This is a genomic window from Rhizobium leguminosarum bv. viciae USDA 2370, from assembly GCF_002008365.1.
GTDB lineage: Bacteria > Pseudomonadota > Alphaproteobacteria > Rhizobiales > Rhizobiaceae > Rhizobium > Rhizobium leguminosarum.
The window spans coordinates 17,407-43,145 of sequence record NZ_MRDL01000059.1; the positions used below are offsets into that span (position 1 = coordinate 17,407).

Genomic DNA, 25,739 nt, shown 5'->3' on the forward strand with positions numbered 1-25,739 from the left:
TCAGGCCGCTTCGCGAGGCCAAAAGGGGGCTGACGGAGATGGCACTCCGATAGGTGCCCCCAGTGCTCCCGCCACCGTTCGCTTCCCGCACCGTCGTCCGGGGGCTTGCCAGTCCATGTTTGGTTGTTACAAACCGCCCACTGATTGCGCTGCGGAAATTGCTTCCGCCTCCTTTGCCTTTCGCCATTTGCCCGCTCCTTATCGAATGACCCTAGGAATCGGGCCATTCCCATACTACTTCGATAAGGGTGACAGAAGCTGTCATGCTCAGACGCGGATGGATTCGCTTCCGCGCCTTCGAGTTTGAGCTCAATTATGGCAAGGCATCGAAATCGCTTCTGCGGTGGTGTTCCACCAGGCTGCGAAGCCCCTCGGGGGCGATGACCTCGACTGCATCGCCCCATGAATAGAGATGCCACACCATTTCGAGCCAGCCCGCCGCACGAAAGCGCACGATTAGGCCGCCATCCTCTTGCGCTTCAATGGTTTGTTTGGGGTGGAAACAGAACTCAGCCGCCCGCGCTGCGGCGCGGGGCGCAAAACGCCAGACGACTTCGTCATATTGCGCCGGATCCTGGTAGACGCCGAATGATTGGGCCGCATAATCCTCTAGCGAAAAGTCGGGCGCAAGGCTGAAGCTCTCATCCAGGGACTGGGCGCTCAGCATCCGGTCCATCCGGAAGTTCAGCATCTCTTCGCCGCGGGCCGGCTGGCGCGCCACAAGATAACTTCGATGCCCTAGCAGGAGACCATGGGGCTCGACGATCCGTTCCGGCGCATCCTCTGTTCCATATTGTAGCCGTAGGCGGAATGGACCGCGCAGCCCCTCTATCACCGCATCCAGTACCGTCGGCACCAGATTGACGCGCGGGCCGGGGCGCGTGACCGATCCCATCGCCAAGAGAACCGCTTCGACATCGGCTTCGGTGCGCAGGGCGTCTTTGGGTGTCAGACGCGCTAGCAATCCGTCGCGAACGTCTTCCAGCGCGGCAGCGTGGCGCAACCGGCCTTCGCCGCGCGCCGTTCGGCTGGCGATCTCTAGGGCCTCGATTGCCGTTTCCTGACGGATCTGGAGCCGGTCGAGCATAGGGTCGGCGACACGCCAGCGCCGCCGACGGTCCAGGCCATCCAACACTTCGACATTGGTGAACAGGGTCTCCAGCGCATCGGTCATACGTTGCGCTGTTCGATGCGAGACGCCGAATTCCTCGCAGATTTCATCGAGGCCAATCCCGCTCCGTCGCGTGGCGGCCAGCCGCGCCAGCCTGATCAGATCCTGAGCCTTGGAGAACGACATGACATAATTCCTGGGCGCCACTACGTCAGATATTGACACCCACATACGCTATGGCTGAATTTGCAATCTGTCGAGATTCAATTCTTGTCGCGGATTGCGCTCGATTAGGGGGCGGCAATGCGAACTATAGAGGGGCAGATATTTTTGTCTGCATCGGATCTAATGCGGTTCATGGGCTGTAGCCATGCGACCGCGCTCGATCTCGCCTATATGCGAGGCAACGGGCCGGTGCCCCGCGAGGATAGTGATGACGCGGCTCTGCTTCAGAAGCAGGGCGATGCCCATGAAGCCGCGCATCTGGCCAAGCTCAAGGCGTCAGGTGTATCGGTGTTTGAGATCGCGCGGTCCGATCTGGCCGACAATGCACGGGAAACCCGTGTGGCGTTGGCCAAGGGACCGCGGATCGTCTTTCAGGGGGCGTTACTTGGCGACAAATGGGGCGGCTGGTCGGATTTCCTCGAGCGCGTCGAGCGCCCTTCGGACCTCGGCCTCTTCAGTTATGAAGTGACCGACACCAAGCTCAAGCGACGTCCCCATCCCAAACATGTGCTGCAGCTAGTGCTATACTCGGACCTGCTGACGCAGATTCAGGGCATCGCCCCTGAATTTGCCCATGTCGAACTGGGCGATGGCAACCGTGCGCGCCTGCGCCTCGCCGACTATCAGGCTTATGCCCGCATGGCGCGCCGGCGGCTCGAGGCCTTCCTAAAAAATCCAGTGGCGACCCGGCCGATCCCTTGCGCCGATTGCGGGTTGTGCCGCTGGGGTGATCATTGCGAAAGCCAGTGGCAGGCCGAGGACAGCCTGTTCAACGTCGCGAACATTACACGGACCCAGGTCAAGAAGCTTGAGGCGGCCGGTGTTACCACCATGGAAGCGCTGGCCGCGCTCTATCATCCGATCCGCGGCATGGCCGATACTACCCGGGCACGGTTGGTGACGCAGGCGCGTCTGCAGCATGCCCGCAAGACCGGGGCGCCCGCCTTCGAGTTGCGCGAGCCGGAACCCGGCAAGGGCTTCGATCTCTTGCCCGCGCCGCGGCCGGGCGATATCTTTTACGATATCGAGGGCGACCCGCATTACGAAGGCGGCCTCGAATATCTCCACGGCGTCTGGTTAGATGGGCAGTTCAAACCTTTCTGGGCACATGACCATGGCGCCGAAGCGCGGGCCCTGTCCGAGCTCCTCGATTTCTTTCGACAAAGGCTCGCGGCCTATCCCGAAGCGCGCATCTATCACTATGCGCCCTATGAGATTACTGCCTTGCGGCGGCTGACCGCAAAGTATGGGATCGGCGAGGCCCTCCTCGACCGTCTGCTGCGCGAGCGGCGTTTTGTCGATCTTTTCGCCGTGGTGCGCTGCGGGCTCATCGGCTCAGAAGCCAATTACTCGATCAAGTCGATGGAAGCCTTCTATGGCCGAGTGCGCGAGGGTGAGGTGAAAACCGCCGGTGGCTCGGTTGTCGCCTATGAGCGCTGGCGCGAAACCGGCGAACAATCGATCCTCGATGAGATCGAGGACTATAACCGCATCGACTGCATCTCGACCGAAGAATTGCGCGACTGGTTGGTGAGCATTCGGCCCGCCGCGCCTTGGCCGGTGCTGGCGGCCGATGCCAGCGACAAGGAAGTCGAGGAAGACGCCGATACGCAAGCCCTTCGCGCCAAGCTTACCGCATCGGGTCTGCCGCAGGCGCGGCGGGACATGTTGTTCAATCTTGGCCTCTTCCACAAGCGCGAGGCCAAGCCGGCGCAATGGGCGGTCTTCGACAGTGCCGGCAAGGACGAGGACGATCTGATCGATGATCTCGACACGCTGGCTGGTCTGGAGGCTATCGGCCCCGCAGAGCCGGTCAAGCGCTCGATGGTACGGCGCTACCGCTTTTCGCCCCAGGAGACCAAGCTGCGCGCCGGTCGCAACGCGACTGTCCCGGTCGTCGATGGACCGCCAGCCAGTGTTAGCATCGAAGAGCTCGACCGCGGCGAGCGCATCATTGCTGTCAAGGCCGGGCCGGCCAAAGCGCATCTCCTGACCGATCGCCTGACGCTGCATCCCGATTGGCCGCTTAGCACCGACGTCATTGCCGCGGCCTTGCGCGACGTGATCGACGATCAGTGCGGCGCGCGCCGCCTGACAGCGCTCGATGGCCTGCTTGCGCGCGCGGCTCCGCGTCTTGTGACGGGACAGCGCGCCGATGTGCTCGGTGGCGCCGATCCTTTGACCGGCACGATCGCGGCGATCGCCGCCATGGACGGCACCGTCTTGCCCATCCAGGGACCGCCGGGAACCGGCAAGACTTATGTCACCGCGCGCGCGATCTTGGCGCTGGTACGCCAAGGTCACCGCGTTGGCGTGGCCTCGAACAGCCACGAGGCTATCCGCAATGTGCTGATGGGGTGTCTTGCCGCGCAAGGTGATAGCGATCCTGTTCCGGGTCTGCGTATCGGCCACAAGGTCAGCAGCGGCGAGGACGGTTATCCAGACAGCTGCATCGGCGTCATCCGCGCGACCGACAACGAGGATCCGCTATGGCGCCACGCCCATGTGATTGGCGGCACCGCCTTCTTCTTCGCTCGGCCCGAACACAAGCAGGCGCTCGATTGGCTATTCGTCGATGAAGCCGGGCAAGTGGGGCTGGCCAATATGGTCGCCATGGGCCGCTGCGCTCGCAACATCGTGCTGGTCGGCGATCCGCGTCAATTGCCCCAGGTCATTCAGGGAGCGCATCCCGATCCCGCCAACCTTTCCTGTTTTGAGTGGATGCTGGGCGATCACGCTACCATTCCGCCCGATCGCGGAATCTTTCTGCCGGTCTCGCGCCGCATGCATCCCGATGTCTGCGAGTTTATTTCGCGGCAGGTCTATGAAGGGCGGCTCATCAGCGCTCCCGAAACGGCCGTCCAGGCAGTGCGCGGGACGGGCTGTCCCGAAGCTGGCGCTTTCTGGGTGCCAGTCGCCCACGAGGCCAATACCCAGATTGCGTCCGAGGAAGTCGCTGCCATCCAAGCGACCATTGACGATCTGCTCTCCGGAACCTGGACCGATAAGAATGGGACAACGCGCGCGCTTGGTCCCGCTGATATCATCGTCGTCGCGCCCTATAATGCGCAGGTCAATGCCCTGCGGGACGCCTTGCCTGCTGCCATTCGTGTCGGCACGGTCGACAAGTTCCAGGGCCAGGAAGCACCCGTATGCCTGGTATCCATGACCGCCTCGTCGGTCGAAGAAACACCGCGCGGCATGGATTTCCTGTTCTCGCTCAACCGCATCAATGTCGCTGTCTCACGCGCCAAGGGCCTCGCGCTCGTTTTCGGCGCGCCGCAGCTACGCGAAGCAAAATGCGACACCGTCGAACAGATGCGCCTTGTGAACACACTATGCGCCTTGCCTGACCTTGGAGAATTTTGAATGTGGGAGAGTTTCGAGGCGCGCCTCGAAGAAAATGAGCGCGATCGGCCCACACCACTGCGCCGGGTGCTTTTCGACGTGGTGCGCGGCTCGGGCCTGCGCCCGGGCGATGGCGTCACCAAGAAAATGGCGTCGTTTGAATTTGGCGCGGGCGAGCGGCTACTGTGGGAAATCCAGAACCCGGCCAACGTCTTTCTCCATGCAAAATGGCACGAACTGGCCGAGGCGAATGCCTTCGCCACCGAGTTACGACCCTATCAGAGTGGTATAAAGGATGGCGGGCGGCATTCCGCCCTCAGCCGCGACTGGTCCTTTGGCGATGCTGACTGCTGTGTCGTTAGAATTGAGAATGCCGAAGCTCTGCGCCGGCTGATCGCTCTGCTGTTGCAGTCCGGCGCTCCGCTGGTGCTCAATCCGGCTGCGATCACGCGCTGGATCGAGCGGCTGCGCCATTTCTTTCCCGCCCTCGATCGGTTTGATCGGCCCGATCCGCATTTCGATGAGGCGGAGCGGACCTACAAGCTGGAGATTGCGGCCGAGCTCAAGACAGTGATCGCGCAAGCCAGCTCCGACCAGGAACTAGTCGATGCCGTCAACACCGCGCTGGCCAAGAGCAATCTGCTGCAATGGCGCACCTATTGGCCGATGTCGTCCAAGGGCGACGCCGATCGCGGGCAGCTCTGGCCAGCCTTGCGCGCGCTCGTCGACGTTGCGCTTGGAGCACCCGACGGACATGCCTCTGCGCTGGAGGCCTTTGTCGCCGCCTGGATCGCGGCCGTCCCGGGCGGCAAACCCGATCCGGCCCGCCAGATCGCAGAATTCCTGTACCTCCATCTCGCTCCCGAGGAGGGCATCTATGTCCGCCATTCCGTGCGCCAGGACCTTTGGCTGGAAGCAGTCGGCAGCCGATTTCCCGATCATGCGTCGATAGCTGACACCTATCGCGACGAATGGCGCTTCATGCAGGCAGTCCGCCGCGCTTTTGCGGACCGGGGCCTGGCGCCGCGCGACATGATCGATGTGCAAAGCGCGCTGTGGATCGTCCACAACTACAAGGAAGAGGATGCAGCGACCTTTTCGCGCGAGGCGATCGAGACGGCGATGGACGCCTATGACAGCTACCGCCAGTCGGGTGAGCACGCCGCCATCTTCAAGGCCTTCGGCGAGCCGCGCGACTATTGGGTGCGCTCTACCCGCGAGCGGCCCAACCGGATCTATCCCTCCAAGCCAATCCTCGGCTTCCTCCGCGGCAAGACGCAGCTCAATGGCGGCTGGGGGCAGAAGGCCGATGCCGCCGCCCAGCTCCACAATGCCGGATATATCATCGTCGATGCCGATAATGCGCCGGTCACCCCGCCAGAACGCTATGAGCATCTAGTACGTGATGCTGATCGCATCCGGCTCTGCGCGCACAACTATTATGTTGAACCGCCCCGTGAGAACGGCGCGGCAAAGGTCACGATCCGCGCCAGCGACCTGAGCCGGGACATGGGTCTGCGCGATGCGTTCCCGGCCATTTGCAGCGCGCTCGGCGGCGAGAAATTTCAGAAGCTCGCCGATGTCCCTGTACCGACGTACACCCTGCCCAATCCCAGCAGTTCTACAGTCTTCACCTATCAGCTCGCCGCACCCGAAGGGCACCAGATAATGACGCTCCAACCCACCACCGCGATGCCCGCCACTACCAATCTGATCCTCTACGGGCCGCCCGGAACCGGCAAGACCTACGCCACGGCCTGGCAGGCGGTTCGGCTTTGCCTGGGCGATGCCGCGGCCGAGCCGCTGCGCAATGACCGCGATGCCCTGATGGCTGAATATCGCCGGCTCGTCGGTGAAGGGCGGATCGAATTCGTCACATTCCATCAGTCGATGGCCTACGAGGATTTTGTCGAGGGTCGTCAGCCCACAACCGGATCCGAGGAAGGCGAAGAAGGGGCCTCGGTAGCGTTTCGGCTCGAAACCGTGCCCGGGATATTCCGGCGCATTGCGAAACGAGCAGAGACCGGGCTCGGCAAAAAAGCGATTAGCAATCGGATCACCACGGAGGGCCGCCAGATTTACAAGATGTCGGTGGGCTTCAGCAGGGATGCTGGCGACCAGGAGCTCTTCGAGGAAGTGACGGAACGTGGCTATACCCTCCTTGACTGGGAAGACATCGACTGGAGCGACCCAAAGTACGAAAAAGCCGAGGAGATCCTGAAAACCTGCGAAGCACAGGGCAAAATCGAAGGGCCGGTCAGCCTGCAGTCTGGGCAGGTGTCGATCACCGATACGTTTCGCAATCGTCTAAAGTCCGGCGATATCATCGTTGTCTCGAAAGGGAACCGCTTGGTCCGAGCCATAGGTGAGGTAACTGGCCCCTACGAATATCATCCGCGACCGGAGGGACGATTCGGCCACAGACGTGCCGTCCGCTGGCTCTGGCACGATCCTGCGGGCGTTCCCGTCACCGAAATCTATGACGGCAATTTCACGATGCGGTCGCTCTACTGGCTGAACAAGGAGCGCCTCAATATTCCGGCCCTTGAGCGTTACATGAACAGCGTGATCACGGAGGTCGACGCCGACGTTGACCGCGAGGCCTTCGTGTTGATCATCGACGAGATCAACCGCGCTAACATCTCCAAGGTCTTCGGCGAGCTGATTACGCTCCTGGAACCCGATAAGCGCCTGGGTCAGCCTAACGCGCTTAAAGTGCATCTCCCGTACTCGCGGGATGAATTCGGCGTGCCGGCGAATTTGCATATCATTGGCACGATGAACACGGCGGACCGCTCGATCGCGCTGCTCGACACCGCCTTACGCCGCCGCTTTACCTTCCGCGAGCTGATGCCCGATGTTGAAGAACTGCGCCGAGCCCTAGCGGTCAGAGGGCTTGATGCCGCAAATCTCGATGGGATCGATCTGTGCAAGCTGTTGCTCACAATCAACGAGCGGATCGAATATCTCTTTGATCGCGAACACCAGATCGGCCACGCCTATTTCACCGGCTGCCGCAGCCGCGCCGATGTCGAAGACGTCATGCGCCACAAAGTCATCCCGCTCTTGGCCGAGTATTTCTACGAGGATTGGTCGAAGGTCGCCGGGGTGTTGGGCGATGGCGACGGCACTAATGGCTCCCATTTCCTCGAAGCTAGACGAATGGCGGCGCCGGCCGGCTTTGCCGATGATGAACTGGGCGGTGACAAGATGCGCTGGAGCGTGAAGCCCCGTTTCGACTTTTCGGACTTTGCCGTCTGATGCCCGCCTATACGGTTCGTGAATGGGACAAGCTCGCCTATGGCGAGGGAGCGGGTCAGATTCCTGACGGCCATGCCAGTAAGCTGGCGGCGCTGGCGGCACGATCGGCATTTGCCGGGCGCGGCGGCAGCGGCGTTCTCGAACATGGCCGGCATGCCCTGCGCGCCCGCGGCGTGGTCGGGATTTTGGCGGTAGGCGATGCAAGCCTGGAGATTCTACCCAAGATCGATGTGGCGCCCGGTGAAACGCTCGATCACCATAACGCGGCGATCCGCAAGCGGTTGGTGCATATGCTGGCTGTCGCCCTCGATCTGAAAATTGACCTGGGCGTTATCACCGATCTTGCCTGGCAGCGCGAAACCCTCCTCGAAATCCTGATCCGCATCTTTTGCAACAAACTGACCGAAGCCCTGCGCAAGGGCATGCCGCGCCGCTATGTCACCCGCGAGGAGGATTTGTCGATCTTGCGTGGACAGCTCGACATCACCCGTCAGTTCACCCGCCATGCTGTCGACCCTTCGCGACTTGCCTGCCGCTTCGATGTATTGTCGGAAGACACGCCGCTCAACCGGATCATGAAAGCGGCTGTGGTGCGCCTTGCACGGCTCTCACGGCGCGCCGCCAACCAACAACGTCTGCGGGAGCTCGCCTTCGTCTATGCCGAGATTACCGATGAGCCGGTTTCCGCCCTGCGCTGGGACCAAGTTGTGATCGACCGTACCAACCGCTCCTGGCAGGAGCTCTTCGCCATGGCCCGGCTCTTTTTGCAGGATCGCTATCAGACGACCACAGGCGGCGCCGGCGAGGGCACTGCCATGCTGTTCGAGATGAACGCGCTGTTTGAGGAATATGTCGGCCGTTTGATCCCCCGCGCACTGGCGGGGACCGGACTCACCGTCTCGTTACAGGCAGGGCGCCTCTTTTGTTTGAGTGCACAAGACAGCGGACGCGCCCTGTTCCAGACCAAGCCCGATATTCTGATCCGACAGGGGGGCACGGTGACTCATGTCATCGACACCAAGTGGAAGAGGATATCTGCGCGGATCGATGATCCCAAGCAGGGTGTCTCGCAGGCCGATGTCTATCAGATGATGGCCTATGCCCAGCTCTATCGCGCGCCACGCCTGACGCTGCTCTACCCCCACCACCCGGGGCTTAGCGCCGAAGACACGGTTCACGCGCGCTACCGCATCACGGGACACGCGACCAGCCTCGAGACCGCCAGCATCGATGTATCGAACAGCTCGCAAATGCTGGCCAAGCTTCGCCGCCTGGTCATCGGGGATGACAAACCCAGGTTTGACGAAAGCGGAAACGTTTAATCAAAATGCTTCCACCGGATGTATAGAATGTCAGCTTCATTTTGGGTAAGGGTCTAATCCTGCCTGTCGGATACCAATCAAAACCGATCATCCATCTTAGTCGTGAGCCTATGTCCACTTTGTGCAGATCCGGCAGAAAGTCGCAATATTCGAGATTCTGTTACGCGGCAAAGCTGTGCGAACTTTCTTCAAATGGGTTCTGAAGCAGATGAGCGCGTGTTATGGCTGAATGCAATTTTTTTTGCATGACGTAAGAGGCTGTATCGGCAGATGACGCCGGAAGAATTCATAGCCAAATGGGAGATCGCAGACCTCAAGGAGCGATCCGCATCACATGAGCATTTCCTCGAAGCAAAGCTCGTGCAGGAGCGTCCCAGAATCATCATCAACGCCTGTGGTTTTGACCCGCTGGCGATAGTTTCTGAACATGAACATGAACGCTCTGGTTTAACCTTAACCGTCCGTCACAAACCGTTTCTCCTCAACTTCTCTCCACAGGATCGAAAACGAAAATCAAGACGGCGGCAAGCTGAACGCGCATGAAGCTTGGGTCGCGAGCGCCTTGGTGCAGAATGGCGACCTGACGCTGGACGAACAGTGCGTGGAACTCGCCTGCGACGTCATCGTGCACCGCTCCAATTTGGCCGTCTTCTTAACGCGTCGACCTCAGCCATAAAAAAGCCTGCAGGCGAGCGAGCAGCGGCGCCCGGAGATCGCACTTGCCGTATTGAATATCAGTGATCGTGTGATCATCCAGTCCAGAATGTTGGCCTGGCCAATCACTCTCCCCAGAACACGGGAGTCGTAACCGGCTGTGATAGCGCCGAGTAGATTGCCTTCGCTACCCTGTAATCTATCAGGTGCTTTCCATGTGGGTACGCCAACACGAACTTACGAATCTCCCAGGGCGAGAACGAAAATTCCTTGGGCAGCTTCAGTGTACGCTTCGCCGTCGCGTCGGCGGAGTTGTACTGCTCGCAAATCACGGTTGGTTCAAATCGAGGAGAAAACCAGGACGGTGGCTGCCTCGATCCGAGTTTGTAACTCGCGTGATCATGGTGCCTATGATATTCGCCGGCCCAACCCGGACGGCGAGCCGTAGGAATTTTCGGAAAGAGCGTCGTCCACCGCAAGATTTGAAACTTCGTTCGCAAACATCCCGGGCATAGCCAATTCTCTGGCAGTAGTTGTGCTTGAGAACCCTTTCCCGAGTCTGGTTTGGATTCCGGTTCCCTGGCAGGCAAGGCAATGCCCATTGAAAAGGCGGCGTAAATCGCTCTTCATGCAGGTGGAGGGCGTAGGATTGGCGGTATGCACGATTAGTTCTGATTCCATCCAGGATAGCTGAGGCCAGCAGCGATCACTTCTCGCCTCGCCTCAAGCATCTTTCACCAACGACGGCCCTGTGAATTTACTGCGCCGGCAACACACGGAGGCATCGCATATCGCGGCGCTCTACCGTCCCCGGCGCAGCTCGATTGCATCTAGTGCTTCGAGAGTCTGAACGACAGTCTCAACCACGTCGCCGTCGAAATCGTCCCGGTCCGCCTCCTCATGCGTCCCCTTGTTCAAATAGGTCCAAACGAGGTTGGCGTCCGGGATACCCAAAATCCTACCATAAGCGGCAATCAGCCGGCCCTTGCTTGCGTGATTGAAGGCGGCGGCGTCCCGGAGCTTGCGGAGTATCGCGTCACAGACGTTGCGCAACCGTGGCTCAGCATCTACTCCGGCAAGTTGAAGCGTCAAGAGGCCCAAATCGTGACTGCCCAGCCATCGCCAAGTCTTCTCTGTCAGCATTTCGAGCGCCTGGCGTGACGCGGCCAATGCCTCTCTGTCGTTCAAGAGATTTTTGGCTGCTCGAGCTTGCGCGACATAGTTCGCGATGGGGACATTCCGGGTAACCCGCGGCTGATAGTCGCCCGTGTGAGGACGGAATAGTATGACACTGCAGTGTTCTCGTTGCCTCTGGGGCAGGTGCTGCTGAATGTCCTTGATGAACTCGTTGCTATGGCAGGTGACGATAAGCTGCATGTCCAGGAAGTTGTCGTTCTCGAAAATAGCTTCCCGGATGCCGCCGCGATGATCGTGGTCGATCGCGTTGATTGCGTCGTCGAACACCACCAGCGGGCTCTCAATGCTTTTCGCCTTGGCAAGTAGAATCGCGAGCCCGAGGCACCGAATGTGACCTTCGCTTAAGACATGCAACGCGTCCACCCGCGCGCCGGGCCTGCCTCGAAAGACGATTTCGATCTTGTCCTCGCCCGTTAGGGGGAGATGCATTTCCGCGATCTTGTCCGCGTCAAGGTCATTTCGATTGAACTCATTATAGAGGGTCATGGCCATATCGTTGAGACCAGCCATGAGCCCACCCGGCAGTTGCTCGCGATAACTCCGGATTTCAGTTAGAAAGCGGTCGTAAGCCGCCTTGATTGGAACGTCGCGGTCAATGTCCAGTCTCTCTTGGGCGACTTGGGCGATCAGTTCAGCGTTGGCCTCATCGAACTCGGCAATTCGGACCTTCGCAGCGGCAACGTTATCGACATGCTGCTGACGCTTGAGATCCTGGGCCTGCACCGCCAAACGGAAACCGTTCAATCCATCGCGCTCTTCGATATTTTTCTGCCGTTCTTGTTGGGCGAGGGCTGAGGCGGTGTCTTGCGCCGCCACTCTGTCGGCGACCGTAAGCAGCTGTTCAAGCAATACCGTTTCCTCCTGTGGATGCTCCTTTTGAAGGGGTGTCCACCAGGCGCCGGCGGGTTCGGCCGGCAGGTCCGATAGATAGAGTCCGATCGCGGTCTCTTCTTCCCGTTGGGCAGCAACGAACCGGTTCAGGGCAGACATTTGCTGGCGCAGGGCCCGCGAAGCAGTTCCGAGTTCCGCTTGAGAGGTCGCGAGGTTCTCCTGCAGCTCGGCGAGGTCTCTCAGTTGGTCCAGACCCGCTTGTGCCTTCTCATAGGGATTGGTGACGACGTGTATCGCTCCGTTCAATGGCGTATCACAGGCGGGGCAACGATCACCCTCAGTCTCTCGAAGAGCGAGCACGGAGGCATAGAGGTCCATGAACGAAACCTGCGCGCTTCGCTCCGCCAAGGCTGCCTCGATCCTGCCGACCTGTTCGTGTCGTTCCTCGGCCGCTTCGAAGGCTTCAAGAAGACCATCGCGCGTTGCACCAATGAGGGCGGGTGGGACTGCATTGAGAATGCCTTCCAGTTCCTGCAAGCGACCCTTAACTTCGTCGTTGCCGATCAACTGCTTCAAACCGGCATAGGTCATTTCTGCCGAATAGCCGCGTGCCAAGTCGGCCTCTTCCGTGTCCAGAACCTCCAGCGATTGTTCGTCCCCTTCGACGGTGGTCTGGTCGTTCGCCAGCGCTTCGCGACGCGCCGTTAACTCGCGCTCCTTTTCAGGTTCGAGAACGAGCTGGCCATCCATGCTCTCGTTAAACTGGCTGACGAAGTCGCTGAACTGGTCCATACCAAACAGGGTGGCAATCAATTCTGACCGCTGGCCAGCGGGCCTCGCTGCGATGCGCGAGAATGCGTCTATTCGGTTCTTTTCGACGAAGCAGAAGCGAAAGGCTTCCGCATTCGCGTGCACATCGACTTCGCGATTCTGGTGGTCGCAAGCTGTTAGTGTAGGGCGGACGAATCGATTCTCATGAATGTTAGCGAGATAGACCTGGGGATCGATGCGCTTGTTTTCAGCCTCTTCAACTGCACCGAGCAGCGCGTACTCCAGTGCTTCGCAAAAACTGGTCTTGCCGGTACCATTTGGGCCATAGAATAGGATGATCCGCTTCTGGAGATCGAAGTCTTCGGGTGTGCGGAAACCACGGAACGGGCCAAGCGTCAGATGCCCCAAGCGCCTCCACGGCCAAGCCCCATTTGCCGGGGCGAGTTGAGGAATGGGCGCCTCGTCAGTCGATTGAGCAAGCGCCGCACGAGCCAACCCGGTAAGATAAACCGAGCGCTGGCTGCGATTGCGGGAAGTCTGCGCCAAAGCGTCGAAATTCGCGAACGCCAAATTGACTAGACGACGTACATTCGACGGAATCTCCCTCTCCGGCTCATGAAGCCAAGCGATAAAGCGTTCAAAATCTTGCCTGGCTGACGCCATATCTCCCCCCAAGAACTTCCCGCATTTCAACCGAAAACTGAGCGCGCCATTTTCGATACATTCTAAATTGTATTAGTTAAATTTCGAAACTGCCGAACGGCGGGGCATTGATCGTCTATGACGCCATCATCGACGACGAGCGCCGCAGCAACGCCTTCGGCCTGCTGATGAGCTTGAACATGCTGATCGAGACCCTCGGTGGGTTCGACTACAACGGCGCCGACTGCCAGGCCTGGATGCGCGACGCCGGTTTCGTATCCACACGCTCGAGCCGTTGCCTGGGGCCGGACTCGATGGTGATCGGCCTCAAGCCTGACTGAGCGGAAACCGCACCCGGATAGGTACATCAGCGGCGGCTCTACCGCTTCCGCGGCTATCTCACCAATGTCCGGCCTTTAACAGCCCTCCCCTGTCCCAAGGTGAAGCGGTTAGGTCCAAATTGCGGGATGGGTGTTCAGCTTGGAAAGCCACAAAGGCAAGTTGCCCCGAGGCCCCCATGGCACCCTCGCCATCTTAGTCAACAATTAACCATTTGAATTAACATCTTAAATCGCGTAAAAGGAAATGAATTGCCTGTTTATTTCTGTCATCCGGACGCCGGTTTCCGTACCTCATCGCTACCGATAAGTAACGGTTATCGATGGCTATGCTGGCAAATTCAGCAATTTGTATTTGCTCAGAGTCGATTCGTGAGTCAAAGAGCAATAGAGATTTCCGTCGCACGACGTTCGATTCATGCCACGTGACGCAGTAAACTGTGCGGGAAACACTTCAGGCTCCTGTTCGCTGGGGGCCAGTCGGATCCTGAGCCAACCTCAACCACTGACTTCGATGTCGTTGTCGTCGCACCAGGTCCTCAAAGCCTCTTCCGTGGCCTTCCTCTCGAATGCGTACCACCGATCGATGGCGTGCCTCTGCTCCAACAGGTCCTTGAAGCGGGCATAGGCACCCTCCCGGCTGAAGATCTCCAGAACTTTATCGCTATCGCCGGGCAAGTGGTGGCGAGCGAACTTCAGCACGAGCGGCTTGCCAAGATCCAGTTCTTTCTTCTCCGGAATGCGGATGTATTCTTCGCTGTCCTCGATGTCAGGTATTTCCTCAACATCGTCCGCCCAGTCCGAATGCCAGTAGATCTTGCCTGTCTCCTTGCATAGAAAAGCCGTGTTTTCGCCGATTCCGACGGAGCTCACGAATTCGAACGCGTCCAGAAGCTCGCTGAAGTCCACAGCCATTCCCGTCCTGCCCCTCACCAGCCTGTCGTCGCAAGATATAACTCGGTCCCAAATCGGGCGCAAACGTGGGCGTCTCCCGTGCTTGCAATGGGAGAACTGCTTGCGCTCCGCCTGCCTGCGTGAAGCCGTTAGATCGAAAACGTGCGATGAATGAATCGGGAGGTAAAGCCAAAGCGACGCCGCCGTCCGCCAGGGTCACCTCGGGGAGTGTTTGCGTCGACCTGCCCAGGGATCGGCATTCATGGTCACCTTCGATCAACGCGATCCTCGAAAGGACGCGATCTTAGATGTGGATTACTTCCTGTAGATTGCCTCTCAAAACTGCGAGTAGACGCTACGAAATCTTTCGCCTATCGATTGCTCATGAAATCGTCGCTTGATCATATGCCGCTTCGCAAGCATCGAGAGCTCGGCCGGGTCCTCGAAATCCTGCATGAGGAATTCGAGGACGCGCTGAAGGAAGGCACGGCCGACTTCAAGAAGCGCGGCAGGATCCTGAAGATTCTTCTGTTCGGCTCCTACGCCAAGGGCGGATGGGTGGATGAACCCTTCACCATGAAGGGGTATCGCTCCGATTTCGATCTCTTGATCATAGTCAACAACCGCAAGCTCTGCGAGTTCGCCGAATACTGGCACAAGGCAGCGGATCGGCTGATCCGGGACAAGTCGATCGAAACGCCGGTGAGCTTCATCGTCCACTCCAGACGCGAGGTGAATACCTACCTTAAGGAGGGGCAGTATTTCTTCTCGGACATTCGCAAGGAGGGCATCGTTCTCTATGAATTGGACGATGAGCCACTGGCGGAGCCCGAGCCGCTTTCGATAGAGGATCGGCTTCGCGTCGCGAAGGAGCATTTTGACCAACGGTTTCGAGCGGCAACTCGTTTCTTGGAAATAGGCCACTTGGCGATAGATCGTGGATATGCAGAGAATGCTGCTTTCGAACTTCATCAATCCCTCGAGCAAGCATATTCTTGCGTTCTGCTCACCCTCACCAACTATGGCCCGCCATCGCACAACATCAAGTTCCTTCGCTCACTCGCCGAGGAGCAGGACCGCCGGCTGGCCGAAGCCTTTCCACGTGATCAGCACAAGGAACGCGCTTGGTTCAATACATTGAACGAGGCCTATGTGAAGGCGCGCTATTCGAAACATTACGAGATCAGCGAGGAGGCGCTGATTTGGCTCGGTGAGCGGACGACCGTCCTGCTTGAATTGGTCGGGGCCGTTTGCTCCGAGCACCTCGAAAAGCTCAAACACGACAGCCACTAGCAGTGGTGTGGCTCACGTTACTGATCGGTGAAATCGTTTGCCCTCAGTACGCCCCGGGTCGCGATAGGTGGAAGGCCGAAGGCTAGATCCAAGCTTAAAGATGGCTTCAATTGGCCCGAGGGTGAACCTACGCCTGGGCTGAATTTCAAGCGTCATCCGACGACATGGATCCAGCCATGAGGGCTCCTTTGCACCGCCACATCTGCTTTTAAAAGAGAGAATCCGTCGCGAAGATCGAGCCCAATCCACGACCATTTCGTGTGGGGTCGCCGGAAATCTGCTCCAAATCTAGACCTGACCGGTGATTTCAATAATCCGTTTGGATGAGAGATCGTGCCCACTGTGCCGCGTGCAGTTCCATGGAGAAACTCCGGTTGCTCATCATGGAAGGCGATCACGGATTGGGGCGGCGAGGACAAGGTGGGAGCGGAGCAGCGGTTACGGTCCGATCATCTTAAACCGAAATAAAAAAGGCCCTGCGACGACAACACTGGCGCCGACTGTCGGCAAAGGTTTCCCGTCAGCGGACGACGGCAATCACCGGAATTCCGGCTTCCTCCGCAGCGCGAAGGAGTGCGGTACGCGCTGCCTTTGCTGGGATATTACCTTTAATGGCATCGAGACATGTTCTTACCGCCGCGATGTATTCCTTGCCATCGTCTGTCGGCCAGGCGGCGACAAGAGCCTCGGCAACCTCACGGAGTGATCGTATCAGCCGATGCTTTTCTTGTCCGCTCATCACAAGCATCAGGGGAGCGAAATCTTCGCTTCTATGCCAATCCACTATACCGACCGTTTGCACGAATAGCCGCCTTTATTCCTAAAATGCGACGCCGGACATGGATCGGCAACGCTTCACCAGGGAGGTTCTGACTGGATACAGCAACATCGCTAAAACCTCCCTGGTGTCCTTTCAACAAGGATGAGCAAAATTTAAGTCGGATAGCGCCGAGTGGAAGACGGACCTAAGTCGGACTGGCCGGCCCAGGACCTGCTTCTCATATCAGGCTTGAGGTAACATGAAGTTCCGTGGAGGGGCGGAACAGGAGGAGAGTATGAAGTTCGGCCCCAATAGTCATGAAGACCGCTGTTCGGAAGGCCACAGTGCGGCCTCCACTATCGCAACGATATCAGCAGCTCTTTCCGTCGATCCTGACATTGACAGCAGTGCCATCGAGATCAGGATGCTTGGCCCCGTCGTTCTGCTCGAAGGCTACATAACAAATGCTCCAGACCGCGACAAAGCCATCTCAATCGCAGCGATGATCGTCGGCCAGGAAAACGTCCAGGACCGGATGTTGAGCCGTTTCCCCATGCAGTAGTGGCGGTATCCATACGGGCTGAGACCAAGGTCCGATGTAGCCCCGGCACGAAGTCCCAGCTCTGGAACAGTTTTTCTGTTTGACGGTTTCGCCCTCCACCGGAACCAACCGCGTCAAAGGAGAAAAACAGATGAATATCAAAGCAGTAGGAATTGCCGCCAGCATCCTGTTGGTATCGACGTCAGCCTTCGCGCAGTCGTCAACGGTGACAGGTGCGGTAGGCGGAGCTGCCACGGGCGCGATTGTCGGTGGTCCGGTGGGTGCTGCTGTCGGTGGCATCGTCGGCGGCGTGGCAGGCAGCGTCATCGATCCGCCGCCTCAGAAAGTGATCACTTATGTCCAGCAGGCTCCGGCCCCGACCGAACGCGTCGTGGTGAAGGAGAAGGTGGTTGTAGGACAGCCCCTGCCGGAGACCGTTGTCGTGACACCAGTCCCCGATGATCCGAAATATGCATACGCGATCGTCAACGATCAGCGTGTGATCGTCGAACCTTCTTCCCGAAAGGTCGTCCAGGTCATCCAATGACCGACGGACCGGCTTAGGCCGTTTTTCTAACAGTGAGGGCACGCATGCGACGCATGAGAATGCGAGGCGGCATCGCGTGCCCGAATTCTCGGAGATTGATCATGAAAAGCAACCATCTCACCATGCTCATGGCAGCGTTGTCACTGAGCGTGTCGCCCCTTGCAACATTGCCGGCAGCAGCCCAGCAGGACACCAAGAGCAGCGGCCAGGCCCAATCCGGTTCTCAGACGGGCACGGACTCCGGTTCGCAGTCCGGCTCCAGCGCCGCCGGAACCGGCACCGACTGCACCCCCGACGCGTCGGGAGCCTGCCCGCAAGGCAAGGGCCAATCATCGCAGCAGAAATCTGGCCAGGGCTCGGATACCCAGAAGAGCGCCGAGCAGCCTTCCCAGGACAAGTCTTCGACGAGTGGAAGCGCCTCCGGCAAGGCTTCGACGGAAACCAAGCCTGGATCGCAAGACGCCGGTAGCGGCACGACGACCGAACAGAAGCCCACCGCCAAGTCCGGCACCACCGATAACAGCGGCGCAGCCACTTCAGGTACGAAGAGCAGCACGCAAAATGCCAAGCCTGCAGAGGGCACGGATAGCGGCACCCCCACGCAGAGCGGTGATGCGTCCAAACAGTCGACCGATCAGAATTCGTCGACGACCAACAAAAGCTCGTCTGAAACAAACGTCAATAACAATAACACGACAAACAATCAGACGAACACCAAGACCAACGTCAACATCTCGGTCGAGCAGCAGACTGAAATTCGCACTGTGGTGAAGGAGGTCCATGTCGAGCCGGTGAAGGAAGTCGACTTCACGGTTTCCGTCGGGGTGAAGATCCCGAAAAAGGTACGGCTGGAACCGCTACCGCCGCGCATCGTGAAGATCGTTCCGCAATATGAAAGCTACCGCTTCTTCATCCTTGCCGACGGGCGGATCGTCATCGTCGATCCTTCTGCATTCACCATCGTCTACATCATTGCGGCATAACCGCCAGCGCCTCGGCGGCCATCCGCCGCCGGGGCGCTGTGCGAAATTCCGCGCGCGGTCAGCACGGTATGGGCAATCTGGCGTTGGAACATCGAAGGTGGCACGATACGAAAGCTCGGTACACAGGACCTATTATCCGAGGATTTGTATCATCTTCGTATGGCGAGGAAAGGTGCCCGATCGAATAGGATGCCCTGGTTCGGGGCTCAAAGCAGGGGGACAGGAAGCGATCACGCGTTATGTCAGCGTGGGCGGCGTGGTTGGCCGAAGCCCCATGGCGGACGGGCGCCTATAGCGAGGGGTTGCAGGAGGGCGCGGGTCACCAGCAGTGTCAGCTGTTCGAATGCAAGCCTGGCGTTTCGTTGCCCGCGGGACGGTGTATTCGTAGCACCCTTCCTGGGAGCGAATTTGCCAGCTACCGCCGAACTTGCTGCAAGCTGCTTATATTCGAAACCTCGACAAACCCCACAGCCGCATCATCTCCGCTGGAGCTGAGATTTCAACCGGGATCACGTAGGGGTCTCCAGATCGTAGCGCGGTGACGCTCTTGCGCTTCTTGATCGGAAGCCCGTGGCCCATATTGGCGACCGAATAGAGGGCCACTTTCAGCTGGCCGCTCATCTTCCACGACTGCAACCTGCCCCAGGGTTTTTCCTCCAAACGGCCGCTGCTCTCTCCAATGCCTTGGACTTCGAGCCACTGGGCAACACACGCGAGCGCATTGACCGGCTTGACCACCCGGTCTTCCATGCCCTGCCAGATGGTTATCGCAGGCCATGCCTTGGCTTCCGGGGAAATCTCAGCGATGGGTCGTCCCCATCCGCCTAGTGGCGGCATCGCACCTGACTTCATCGCGCGCAGGGCCGACATCGCGTCACGGGCAGATCCGAATGGCATGCCGGCGATGATCGCGGCGCCGGCAAACAAGGAGGGATAGTTAGCTACAAGGGCGCCCGTCATCGCCCCGCCGGCGGACAGCCCAGCGACGAAGATCCTCGAACGGTCAACGCGATGTCGCTCACATATGTGCTCGATCATCTGCTTGATTGAACGCACCTCTCCGCGGTCTCGAGCCACCGCGCTGGGTCGAAACCAGTTGAAGCAATTTTGCGGATTGTTTGCTCTCTTCTGCTGCGGATAAAGAAGAACGAAACCGCGTTCTTTCGCGAGCTTGGAGAAGCCGGCCGCGGCATCCAGGCTTTCGGGAGTCTGATGACAGCCATGAAGCAAGACGACAAGAGCGGGGTTCTTCGGCAGCCGCGTCGTCGGGACAGAGGATTTCATCACCAGGCGGCCCGGATTGCTTCCAAACGCGGTTGTCTCGACTAATATCGGTTTCGGGGGACGGGATGTTTTACGTTTCGTTCTGCCTCGGGTCGCTTTGACAACTTTCTCGATCTGCTTGCTGATTTTCTTTTGGGCTCTGAGGGCCTTTAACAGCGATCTGCCGAAACCGAGCTTCATGGGTCCAGGTTCTCAACCCGCGACAAGAGCGTTCGCAGACCTGGCTGGGCGGCGTCGCGCACGGCGTCTTTCAGTCGAAACCATCGTGTCTTACGAATGCTTTTCTCGGGAAACTCGTCCGCGATCCTTAAAACCTGCAGAAGATGGACGGCCACCTGGTAGTGGTTGGGACCCGTGTCCTTTCGATACGAAAATGAACCGAACACGGTCTCGTCGACGATGCCGACCACTCCGGCTTCCTCGAACGCCTCTCTTAGCGCCGCAGCGCTGCTGGCTTCACCATCTTCGACGCGCCCCTTTGGAATGCCCCAGCGGCCGTTCCGTCGGCTGCCTACAAAAAGGATATCAAGTCCACCGCCTTCGGTCCTACGGTAGCAGAGAGCACCAGCCTGCGCGACATCGCGACCAAACAGGGTTTTCGTAAGTTCCGCCTGGGCGTCTTCGTTGAGCATTGTCCGCCTCCGGTTCGAAGCCCGCGCAAGCTAGCTGGGAGACTTTCAAGAGTCCAGTTTGCTTCAGTCCTGGCGTGTGGGAAGGCGTCAGCAGTTTCAACGATCACTGCGAGCAACATCGACGGTCTTGGTTCCCGCGGCGGCCCGATAGTAGATTTCAGTCACCCGAAACCGGCCATCGATACGCTTGCATTGGACGATGACGTCGATTGCGATCTTCAGCATCTCGCGTATGTCGTCTCGCTCCAGATCTCTCCCGCCTTCGGATTCCTTCACCAGCAGTGTCAGCTGTTCGAAAGCAAGCCGGGCAGAATCGGCGTGCACGGTTGTGATCGAGCCCGGATGACCGGAGTTTACATTGCGAATGTAGTAGAACGCGGTGCCGTCGCGCAGTTCCTGCAGAAGAATGCGATCCGGTCGCATGCGCAGGCAGGATTCGAGCAGATCCTTTGCCCCGACCTTTGCCAGCCCTTGGCCACCCTTGGAGTAGAAGAGACGGACATGGTTCGGTTGCGGGATGACGAGCTCGGGCGTGTCTTCGATGGAGATGATGCGTTCGCTCGAAGGGATATGGCGGATCAACGCCTTCGAAAGCGTCGTCTTGCCGGAACCGGTTGCCCCGGAGATGATGATGTTCTTGCGCGCATAGACCGCTTCTCGAAGAAATGCCTGGTATGAGCCGGTTCGATGCAGATCCAGGAGCCTACGGTCGATTGCAGAAACGTCCGCGTCTTCCCTTGCCACCTCGGCGAACAAGCCGCCTTGATCAAGATCGTTCAGGCTCAGCGACACGGACGACGGCTTTCTGATCGTGATGCTGACAGTTCCCTTCGTCGTGGCAGGCGGGATGACGATCTGGATCCGCTCGTCGCCGGGCAGTGTGGCCGAGAGGATGGGCCGGGTTTCGTCGATTGCCTGGTTGGAGAAGCTCGCGACAGCCCGCGCCAGCCGCATGAGCTTATCGAACGACAGCTCTGGCAGATCGTGGGATTGCCAACCGGCTGTGCCCTCGGTGACCACCTGGGTCGGCCAATTGATGATGATTTCGTAAAGCGACTTGTCACCCAGGAAGGGCGACAGCGGCACCAGCAGCTCGCGCACGACACCGGAATCGGCTCCCTCTTTCATGGCGGTCTATTTCGTGACCAGGGTGGAGGCGCGGCTGAAGTCACCAAGAACCGCCCGATCGTAGATGCGGTTGCGCGGTTCGCTCACGCGAAGCCGATAGACGCTCGAAAAATCGAGATCACGCGCCACGAAGATCGAGACCAGCTCTCCTTGATGCTTCAACAGGGTCGGCGGAATATTGATCGACTGCTCGACGGCGATGGTCGCTGCCTGCTTGCCGGCGCTCGTCGTGTTGTCTGCCTCGACATCGCTATCCTGCAGCTGGCTGCTGGCGTAGGAAGTCGCGTCGCCGACGATCGACAACAGGATCGCGCTGCCGAAACGCTCCCACCAATGGGTATCGACGTAGCCGTCGACACCGGCACGCCCGAGGGCATCGGTTGCCGGCGACGCCAGCGTAATGATTACCCCCTTCGGCGTCTTTGCCCGGTTCCAGAGGACAAACAGGCGTTTCTGGCCACGGCGAAGGCCGCCGCGATATTCGCCGACGACCTGCGTGCCCTTCTCCATCAGCACGACGCGGCCATTGTCCGACAGGACGTCGCGGTTGATGACACAGCTCGTGAAGCCGGGTTGGTCGGAGGACAATGCCGTCTCCAGGACGCATGGAATGGAGGTGCCCATTGCAACGATGAAGTCGCGATTTCCGAGCGTGCCGGCGCGCGAGCCTTGCAACTGGGTCGGCGTCAACATCCGATTGAAGCGCTGGTCCTCGTTTTCCGCCTGGGCAGAGAGATTGCCCGGGTTGTTTCCCAGCGGCAGGTAGTTTGAGTTAGCGTCAGTGCTCGCATCTTCGTCCTGACGATGGGCCGGCGGTGATTTCTCGCCACCATAGGCGATGACCGGCGCACGGCGGGCGGCGTCGAGGAGCTTCTCATCCTCGCCCGTCTGCTCGGGCATGCCGGGCGTTGGCAGGAGGTTTTCCGGCGGCGCGGCGACCGGCTGGACCGGCTCCTTGGCCGGCTCGAAATCGGATGTCTGACGGATGACGACGCGCTCGGGCTGGACCCCGTCGGCGGGCTTCTCCTGCCCGCGCATCGACCAGAGCGCAAAGCCGACGAAAGCGACGATCGCCAGCGCCACCACGCCACGTCTCACCGCCGGATTGTTCTCGAGGCCCCTAGCCGTGCTCGTTTCGGCGCGCTCACCAGGAATGTGGGTGCTGTTGTCTTCCTCGGCCATGACGTCCTCCTATTGCCCTGTCGCAGCTTGCGTCTTCACGACGCGCTCGACAGAGGGTGAGGTCGTATTGGTATCGGGATTGATGCCGATACGATCATAGGCCTCGTTGAAGACGCAGAGGACGTCGCTTCCCCTGCGCAGGATGAATTTGCGGCTGATCGCGTGCACAAGCACCACGTTGTTCTCGACGGACTTCGGCACGAGGGTCTCGCTGCCGTCGGAATTTTCCATGTAGATCGCCGGCATTTCCTGGTTGCCTGCAAAGGCGAAGGTGGTGACCTTGCCATTGTCGTAGACCGCCTGCGGTTCCAATGCCGCGGAGCCTTGAGCCGAATAGCGCCAGTTGCGTGGCCCATAGGCTTCGTGAAGGGCAAGAACCTTGTCCGCTTCGCCGGCCTGAGCCGCTTGCGCGCGGGCAGCGGTCTCAAGTCTCCTGCGTTCGGCCTCGTCAGTGGGATAACGATACTTCACGTAAAAATAAGTGTTCTGCCCCGCCTCGACCGTGCCGTCGCGAACCGTCAGCTCCATCTGGTAGCTGCGTGTCGAGCCGTCCCGCCTTGTCGTCACAACCGAGATGTTCGTCACCGGCTGGTTTTCGCGGGGCTTCAGGAACAGGATGTTGCCGGCCGGCGCCACCTCCCATGCGACGCTGTTGCCGAGCGCCACATGGGCGATCTCCTCGTCGGCCGCGAACTCGATCTGCACCGAGGAGCGTAAGGTGCCGACGATCTTGGTGATGTTATAGGGCTGATAGTCGATGAAACGGACACGGCTATCCTGCGATGCGCCGCGCGGGATGTCGAGCGCGAACGCTGCCTGGGAAAAGCCGGCGGCCAGGGCCAGGGCGATCAGGGAACTCTGCTTCAATTGATGGCCTCCGGATCGGCGCGATAGTCGCTGACAGCAAAACCAAGCGGATTGGTCAGCCGGTCGGTCGAGGACATCGGCGCGTTGACATAGGAGAAGGTGAGCGTTGCAACCCAGTGGGTTGTCCGGACATCGTCACCGCGGGTGACCGTCCTGGTATAGCGCACCGACACGACATTGGCGTTGAGCAGCGAGATCGAGACGATGTTGACGCGTGACGTTGCGCTGCGCCCATAGATATTCTGCGGAGAGTCCGGATTGCCGCCGCGGTAGATCGCAGCAAAGCGCGTCTGTTCCGGCTGGGTCGAGAGGAGCGCGACGGTGCGAAAATTCTCCTCGGCCTCGCTCCAGACATAGGCTTCCCGGGCGCGCACATATTTGGCAGCGAAGTATTTGGTCACCGCCTCGTCATAGCTGCCGGCCGTCGAGGTCAGCGCCGAGACGACGTCGACGATGCCGGTCGAATTGTCGACCCGAACGACGAAAGGCTCGACCGTTTTCAAGGGCGTCAGCCCGGCAACGGCGAAGATCGAAGTGGCGGCAAGCACGCTGGCGGCGATCGCGATTGACCAGGCGATGCGCGCCGAGCGTTCTACCTGGACCAGCCGATCCTGATCGAAACGGCGCGCCTTGTCGAAATAGTCTTTCAGACTGTCCGTATTCACCATGTCACCGCCCCCGGCACGGCCGATAGGACCCCACGGCATCGAAATGCGCGAAGGCGGCAGGCTCCTCCGTCGGCGGCTCTTCGCTATAGGAAGTCGCCTGGCCGGCCGCCGTCGCCGGGACATTATCAGAGCCACTCTGCTTGGCAGGCTTGTCGTCCTCCCACTGCCACATGGCGCGGTTGAGCGGCCGGCGTGAATAGCCGTCGCATTTGGGCAAGGGGTGGGAGGCCGAAGCGCAGCCCGTGAGCTCCATGGCAATGAAAAGCGATAAGAAGATGCGGATCATTTGAACGTAAACCTCTGAAACGTTTTTCGTGGAGAAGTCATCATTCGGCTCCTCAGGATCTGAGGCGGCGGCTGACGGAACGGGCGCCTCGTCCAACCGCTCGGGCACCATGCGAGGCCGCCCAGGCAAGCGTGCCTTCGTGTGCGTCTCGGGCAGCACCATAGCCGTAGATCAAAGACGCCCCGCCCGCCGCGAGCGCGGAGGCAATGCCTGGCAGCTGATAGAAGACGTAAAGGGCCGCAAGGCAGATGGCGCAAAGGGCGACCGGGCGCATCATGACGTCGGTATAGCTTTCGACCGCCGTGAAGGTCGTGTCGATACAGCTGATCAGCAGTGAACCGATTGCGACGACCAGGACCTGGAGAATGACGAAATTGACAAGCTGACCGATCCAGGATTCGGTGAAACGACGAGTGGACTGGAACATCGCAAGCGCGACGAAGATCGGGCCGATGGCCAGCACGATGGCAAGCGCCAGCCGGGCATAGAGCGAGACGATATAACCGATCGCCGCCACGGTGAAACTCGCGCCGATCGCCATCATCCCGCCGATGCCGGTGACGATGTCGGCCGGCCATGTGGCACGCGCCCAGATTTCCTTGGCGCATTTCTGGCCCTTGTCGAGCAGGCTGTCGAAAGTGGAGGCACTCGGCGCCGTTCCCGAGTTCAGCGCCTGTGAGATCTCGCGGGGCAGCGTCTCGAAGAAGATGTTGGTGACGTAGGTCTGATACTCGCTGGCGTTGCGCACCAGCATGACGATGATGGCAAGCTTCATCGCCCGAAACGCGAATTCGAGAATGGGCTCCTGGACCGAGCCGCGCAGGACAAGGTAGCCATAGAGCACGACGTAGAGCGTCAGCGCCGCAGTCAGCGGACCGCTGATCCAGCTGGCGATGTTCGACGTGCCCGACGAGATGAAATTCTCCAGAGGCGACTTGAACTGGCCATCGACGAAGCTGAAGACCTGGTACATG

General features: G+C 59.5%; 20 protein-coding genes and 1 pseudogene. 9 read left to right on the forward strand and 12 right to left on the reverse strand.

The features are described from left to right. Positions 1-313: 313 nt before the first annotated feature. Positions 314-1,297 carry a helix-turn-helix transcriptional regulator gene (locus tag BS629_RS34230; RefSeq protein ID WP_018245379.1) on the reverse strand — a complete coding sequence of 328 codons (984 nt, stop codon included), beginning with the start codon at positions 1,295-1,297 and terminating at the stop codon, positions 314-316. A 117-nt stretch (positions 1,298-1,414) separates the two neighbouring features. On the opposite strand from BS629_RS34230, the gene BS629_RS34235 reads away from it, so the two are divergent. The 4 genes from BS629_RS34235 to BS629_RS38770 all read left to right on the forward strand — a co-directional run bounded on the left by BS629_RS34235 (position 1,415) and on the right by BS629_RS38770 (position 9,810). Continuing rightward, a complete protein-coding gene (locus BS629_RS34235; protein WP_026188664.1) occupies positions 1,415-4,705 on the forward strand; it encodes a TM0106 family RecB-like putative nuclease in 3,291 nt (1,096 codons plus the stop codon). After that, a complete protein-coding gene (locus BS629_RS34240) occupies positions 4,706-7,945 on the forward strand; it encodes an AAA family ATPase (RefSeq protein ID WP_018245381.1) in 3,240 nt (1,079 codons plus the stop codon). Next, positions 7,945-9,267 carry an McrC family protein gene (locus BS629_RS34245; protein ID WP_018245382.1) on the forward strand — a complete coding sequence of 441 codons (1,323 nt, stop codon included), beginning with the start codon at positions 7,945-7,947 and terminating at the stop codon, positions 9,265-9,267. Before BS629_RS34240 ends, BS629_RS34245 begins: the two co-directional genes overlap by 1 nt. 270 nt (positions 9,268-9,537) lie before the next feature. Then, complete coding sequence (locus tag BS629_RS38770) at positions 9,538-9,810, forward strand: hypothetical protein (protein ID WP_130813555.1); 273 nt, start codon at positions 9,538-9,540, stop codon at positions 9,808-9,810. A 912-nt stretch (positions 9,811-10,722) separates the two neighbouring features. Here BS629_RS38770 and BS629_RS34255 read toward each other — a convergent pair. Further along, the gene (locus tag BS629_RS34255) at positions 10,723-13,383 is read right to left on the reverse strand and encodes an AAA family ATPase (protein WP_018245386.1); all 2,661 of its coding nucleotides are present in this window, start codon (positions 13,381-13,383) and stop codon (positions 10,723-10,725) included. A gap of 89 nt (positions 13,384-13,472) precedes the next feature. On the opposite strand from BS629_RS34255, the pseudogene BS629_RS34260 reads away from it, so the two are divergent. Further along, a pseudogene (locus BS629_RS34260) lies at positions 13,473-13,703 on the forward strand (methyltransferase); the annotation flags it as partial. 495 nt (positions 13,704-14,198) lie between these two features. Here the strand turns inward: BS629_RS34260 and BS629_RS34265 are convergent. Further along, complete coding sequence (locus BS629_RS34265) at positions 14,199-14,615, reverse strand: UPF0158 family protein (RefSeq protein ID WP_018245388.1); 417 nt, start codon at positions 14,613-14,615, stop codon at positions 14,199-14,201. A gap of 363 nt (positions 14,616-14,978) precedes the next feature. Here BS629_RS34265 and BS629_RS34270 point away from each other — a divergent pair, with 363 nt between their 5' ends. Further along, positions 14,979-15,887, forward strand: coding sequence for a nucleotidyltransferase and HEPN domain-containing protein (locus tag BS629_RS34270; RefSeq protein WP_171820914.1), 909 nt, complete (start codon positions 14,979-14,981; stop codon positions 15,885-15,887). 520 nt (positions 15,888-16,407) lie between these two features. Here the strand turns inward: BS629_RS34270 and BS629_RS34275 are convergent. Then, positions 16,408-16,689, reverse strand: a complete 282-nt coding sequence (locus tag BS629_RS34275; protein WP_026188665.1) for a DUF982 domain-containing protein — start codon at positions 16,687-16,689, stop codon at positions 16,408-16,410. A gap of 253 nt (positions 16,690-16,942) precedes the next feature. Between BS629_RS34275 and BS629_RS34280 the strand changes: the two genes are divergently transcribed. From BS629_RS34280 to BS629_RS34290, 3 genes are all read left to right on the forward strand, one after another. After that, entirely contained in the window at positions 16,943-17,209 is a 267-nt protein-coding gene (locus BS629_RS34280) for a BON domain-containing protein (protein ID WP_018245391.1), read from the forward strand. 130 nt (positions 17,210-17,339) lie between these two features. Continuing rightward, positions 17,340-17,735 (forward strand): DUF1236 domain-containing protein, encoded by a 396-nt coding sequence (locus tag BS629_RS34285; RefSeq protein ID WP_018245392.1) that lies wholly within the window; start codon positions 17,340-17,342, stop codon positions 17,733-17,735. 101 nt (positions 17,736-17,836) lie between these two features. Continuing rightward, positions 17,837-18,718: a DUF1236 domain-containing protein gene (locus BS629_RS34290; RefSeq protein WP_018245393.1), complete on the forward strand. Its 882-nt coding sequence runs from the start codon at positions 17,837-17,839 to the stop codon at positions 18,716-18,718. Between the two features lie 441 nt (positions 18,719-19,159). Here BS629_RS34290 and BS629_RS34295 read toward each other — a convergent pair whose 3' ends face one another. From BS629_RS34295 to BS629_RS34330, 8 genes are all read right to left on the reverse strand, one after another. Continuing rightward, complete coding sequence (locus BS629_RS34295; RefSeq protein WP_018245394.1) at positions 19,160-20,182, reverse strand: extracellular catalytic domain type 1 short-chain-length polyhydroxyalkanoate depolymerase; 1,023 nt, start codon at positions 20,180-20,182, stop codon at positions 19,160-19,162. Continuing rightward, a complete protein-coding gene (locus BS629_RS34300) occupies positions 20,179-20,634 on the reverse strand; it encodes an NUDIX hydrolase (protein ID WP_018245395.1) in 456 nt (151 codons plus the stop codon). The genes BS629_RS34295 and BS629_RS34300 overlap by 4 nt, the downstream gene beginning before the upstream one ends. Positions 20,635-20,730: 96 nt before the next feature. Continuing rightward, positions 20,731-21,762 carry a P-type DNA transfer ATPase VirB11 gene (virB11, locus tag BS629_RS34305; RefSeq protein ID WP_018245396.1) on the reverse strand — a complete coding sequence of 344 codons (1,032 nt, stop codon included), beginning with the start codon at positions 21,760-21,762 and terminating at the stop codon, positions 20,731-20,733. A 6-nt stretch (positions 21,763-21,768) separates the two neighbouring features. After that, positions 21,769-22,944, reverse strand: a complete 1,176-nt coding sequence (gene virB10 / locus BS629_RS34310; RefSeq protein WP_018245397.1) for a type IV secretion system protein VirB10 — start codon at positions 22,942-22,944, stop codon at positions 21,769-21,771. 9 nt (positions 22,945-22,953) lie between these two features. After that, complete coding sequence (gene virB9 / locus BS629_RS34315; RefSeq protein WP_018245398.1) at positions 22,954-23,811, reverse strand: P-type conjugative transfer protein VirB9; 858 nt, start codon at positions 23,809-23,811, stop codon at positions 22,954-22,956. Further along, positions 23,808-24,479 carry a VirB8 family type IV secretion system protein gene (locus BS629_RS34320; RefSeq protein ID WP_018245399.1) on the reverse strand — a complete coding sequence of 224 codons (672 nt, stop codon included), beginning with the start codon at positions 24,477-24,479 and terminating at the stop codon, positions 23,808-23,810. Before BS629_RS34320 ends, virB9 begins: the two co-directional genes overlap by 4 nt. Position 24,480: 1 nt before the next feature. Further along, positions 24,481-24,765: a hypothetical protein gene (locus BS629_RS34325; RefSeq protein ID WP_018245400.1), complete on the reverse strand. Its 285-nt coding sequence runs from the start codon at positions 24,763-24,765 to the stop codon at positions 24,481-24,483. A 52-nt stretch (positions 24,766-24,817) separates the two neighbouring features. Further along, on the reverse strand, positions 24,818-25,738 hold the full coding sequence (locus BS629_RS34330; RefSeq protein ID WP_027690921.1) for a TrbL/VirB6 family protein: 921 nt from the start codon (positions 25,736-25,738) through the stop codon (positions 24,818-24,820). Between the last annotated feature and the right edge of the window lies 1 nt (position 25,739).

What these genes read in the sequence shown, in the direction of transcription:
- BS629_RS34230 (WP_018245379.1), bottom strand. Translation starts at nt 1,297, where the DNA reads ATGTCGTTCTCCAAGGCTCAGGATCTGATCAGGCTGGCGCGGCTGGCC.
- BS629_RS34235 (WP_026188664.1), top strand. Translation starts at nt 1,415, where the DNA reads ATGCGAACTATAGAGGGGCAGATATTTTTGTCTGCATCGGATCTAATG.
- BS629_RS34240 (WP_018245381.1), top strand. Translation starts at nt 4,706, where the DNA reads ATGTGGGAGAGTTTCGAGGCGCGCCTCGAAGAAAATGAGCGCGATCGG.
- BS629_RS34245 (WP_018245382.1), top strand. Translation starts at nt 7,945, where the DNA reads ATGCCCGCCTATACGGTTCGTGAATGGGACAAGCTCGCCTATGGCGAG.
- BS629_RS38770 (WP_130813555.1), top strand. Translation starts at nt 9,538, where the DNA reads ATGACGCCGGAAGAATTCATAGCCAAATGGGAGATCGCAGACCTCAAG.
- BS629_RS34255 (WP_018245386.1), bottom strand. Translation starts at nt 13,383, where the DNA reads ATGGCGTCAGCCAGGCAAGATTTTGAACGCTTTATCGCTTGGCTTCAT.
- BS629_RS34265 (WP_018245388.1), bottom strand. Translation starts at nt 14,615, where the DNA reads ATGGCTGTGGACTTCAGCGAGCTTCTGGACGCGTTCGAATTCGTGAGC.
- BS629_RS34270 (WP_171820914.1), top strand. Translation starts at nt 14,979, where the DNA reads ATGAAATCGTCGCTTGATCATATGCCGCTTCGCAAGCATCGAGAGCTC.
- BS629_RS34280 (WP_018245391.1), top strand. Translation starts at nt 16,943, where the DNA reads ATGAAGTTCGGCCCCAATAGTCATGAAGACCGCTGTTCGGAAGGCCAC.
- BS629_RS34285 (WP_018245392.1), top strand. Translation starts at nt 17,340, where the DNA reads ATGAATATCAAAGCAGTAGGAATTGCCGCCAGCATCCTGTTGGTATCG.
- BS629_RS34290 (WP_018245393.1), top strand. Translation starts at nt 17,837, where the DNA reads ATGAAAAGCAACCATCTCACCATGCTCATGGCAGCGTTGTCACTGAGC.
- BS629_RS34295 (WP_018245394.1), bottom strand. Translation starts at nt 20,182, where the DNA reads ATGAAGCTCGGTTTCGGCAGATCGCTGTTAAAGGCCCTCAGAGCCCAA.
- BS629_RS34300 (WP_018245395.1), bottom strand. Translation starts at nt 20,634, where the DNA reads ATGCTCAACGAAGACGCCCAGGCGGAACTTACGAAAACCCTGTTTGGT.
- virB11 (WP_018245396.1), bottom strand. Translation starts at nt 21,762, where the DNA reads ATGAAAGAGGGAGCCGATTCCGGTGTCGTGCGCGAGCTGCTGGTGCCG.
- virB10 (WP_018245397.1), bottom strand. Translation starts at nt 22,944, where the DNA reads ATGGCCGAGGAAGACAACAGCACCCACATTCCTGGTGAGCGCGCCGAA.
- BS629_RS34320 (WP_018245399.1), bottom strand. Translation starts at nt 24,479, where the DNA reads ATGGTGAATACGGACAGTCTGAAAGACTATTTCGACAAGGCGCGCCGT.
- BS629_RS34325 (WP_018245400.1), bottom strand. Translation starts at nt 24,765, where the DNA reads ATGATCCGCATCTTCTTATCGCTTTTCATTGCCATGGAGCTCACGGGC.
- BS629_RS34330 (WP_027690921.1), bottom strand. Translation starts at nt 25,738, where the DNA reads ATGTACCAGGTCTTCAGCTTCGTCGATGGCCAGTTCAAGTCGCCTCTG.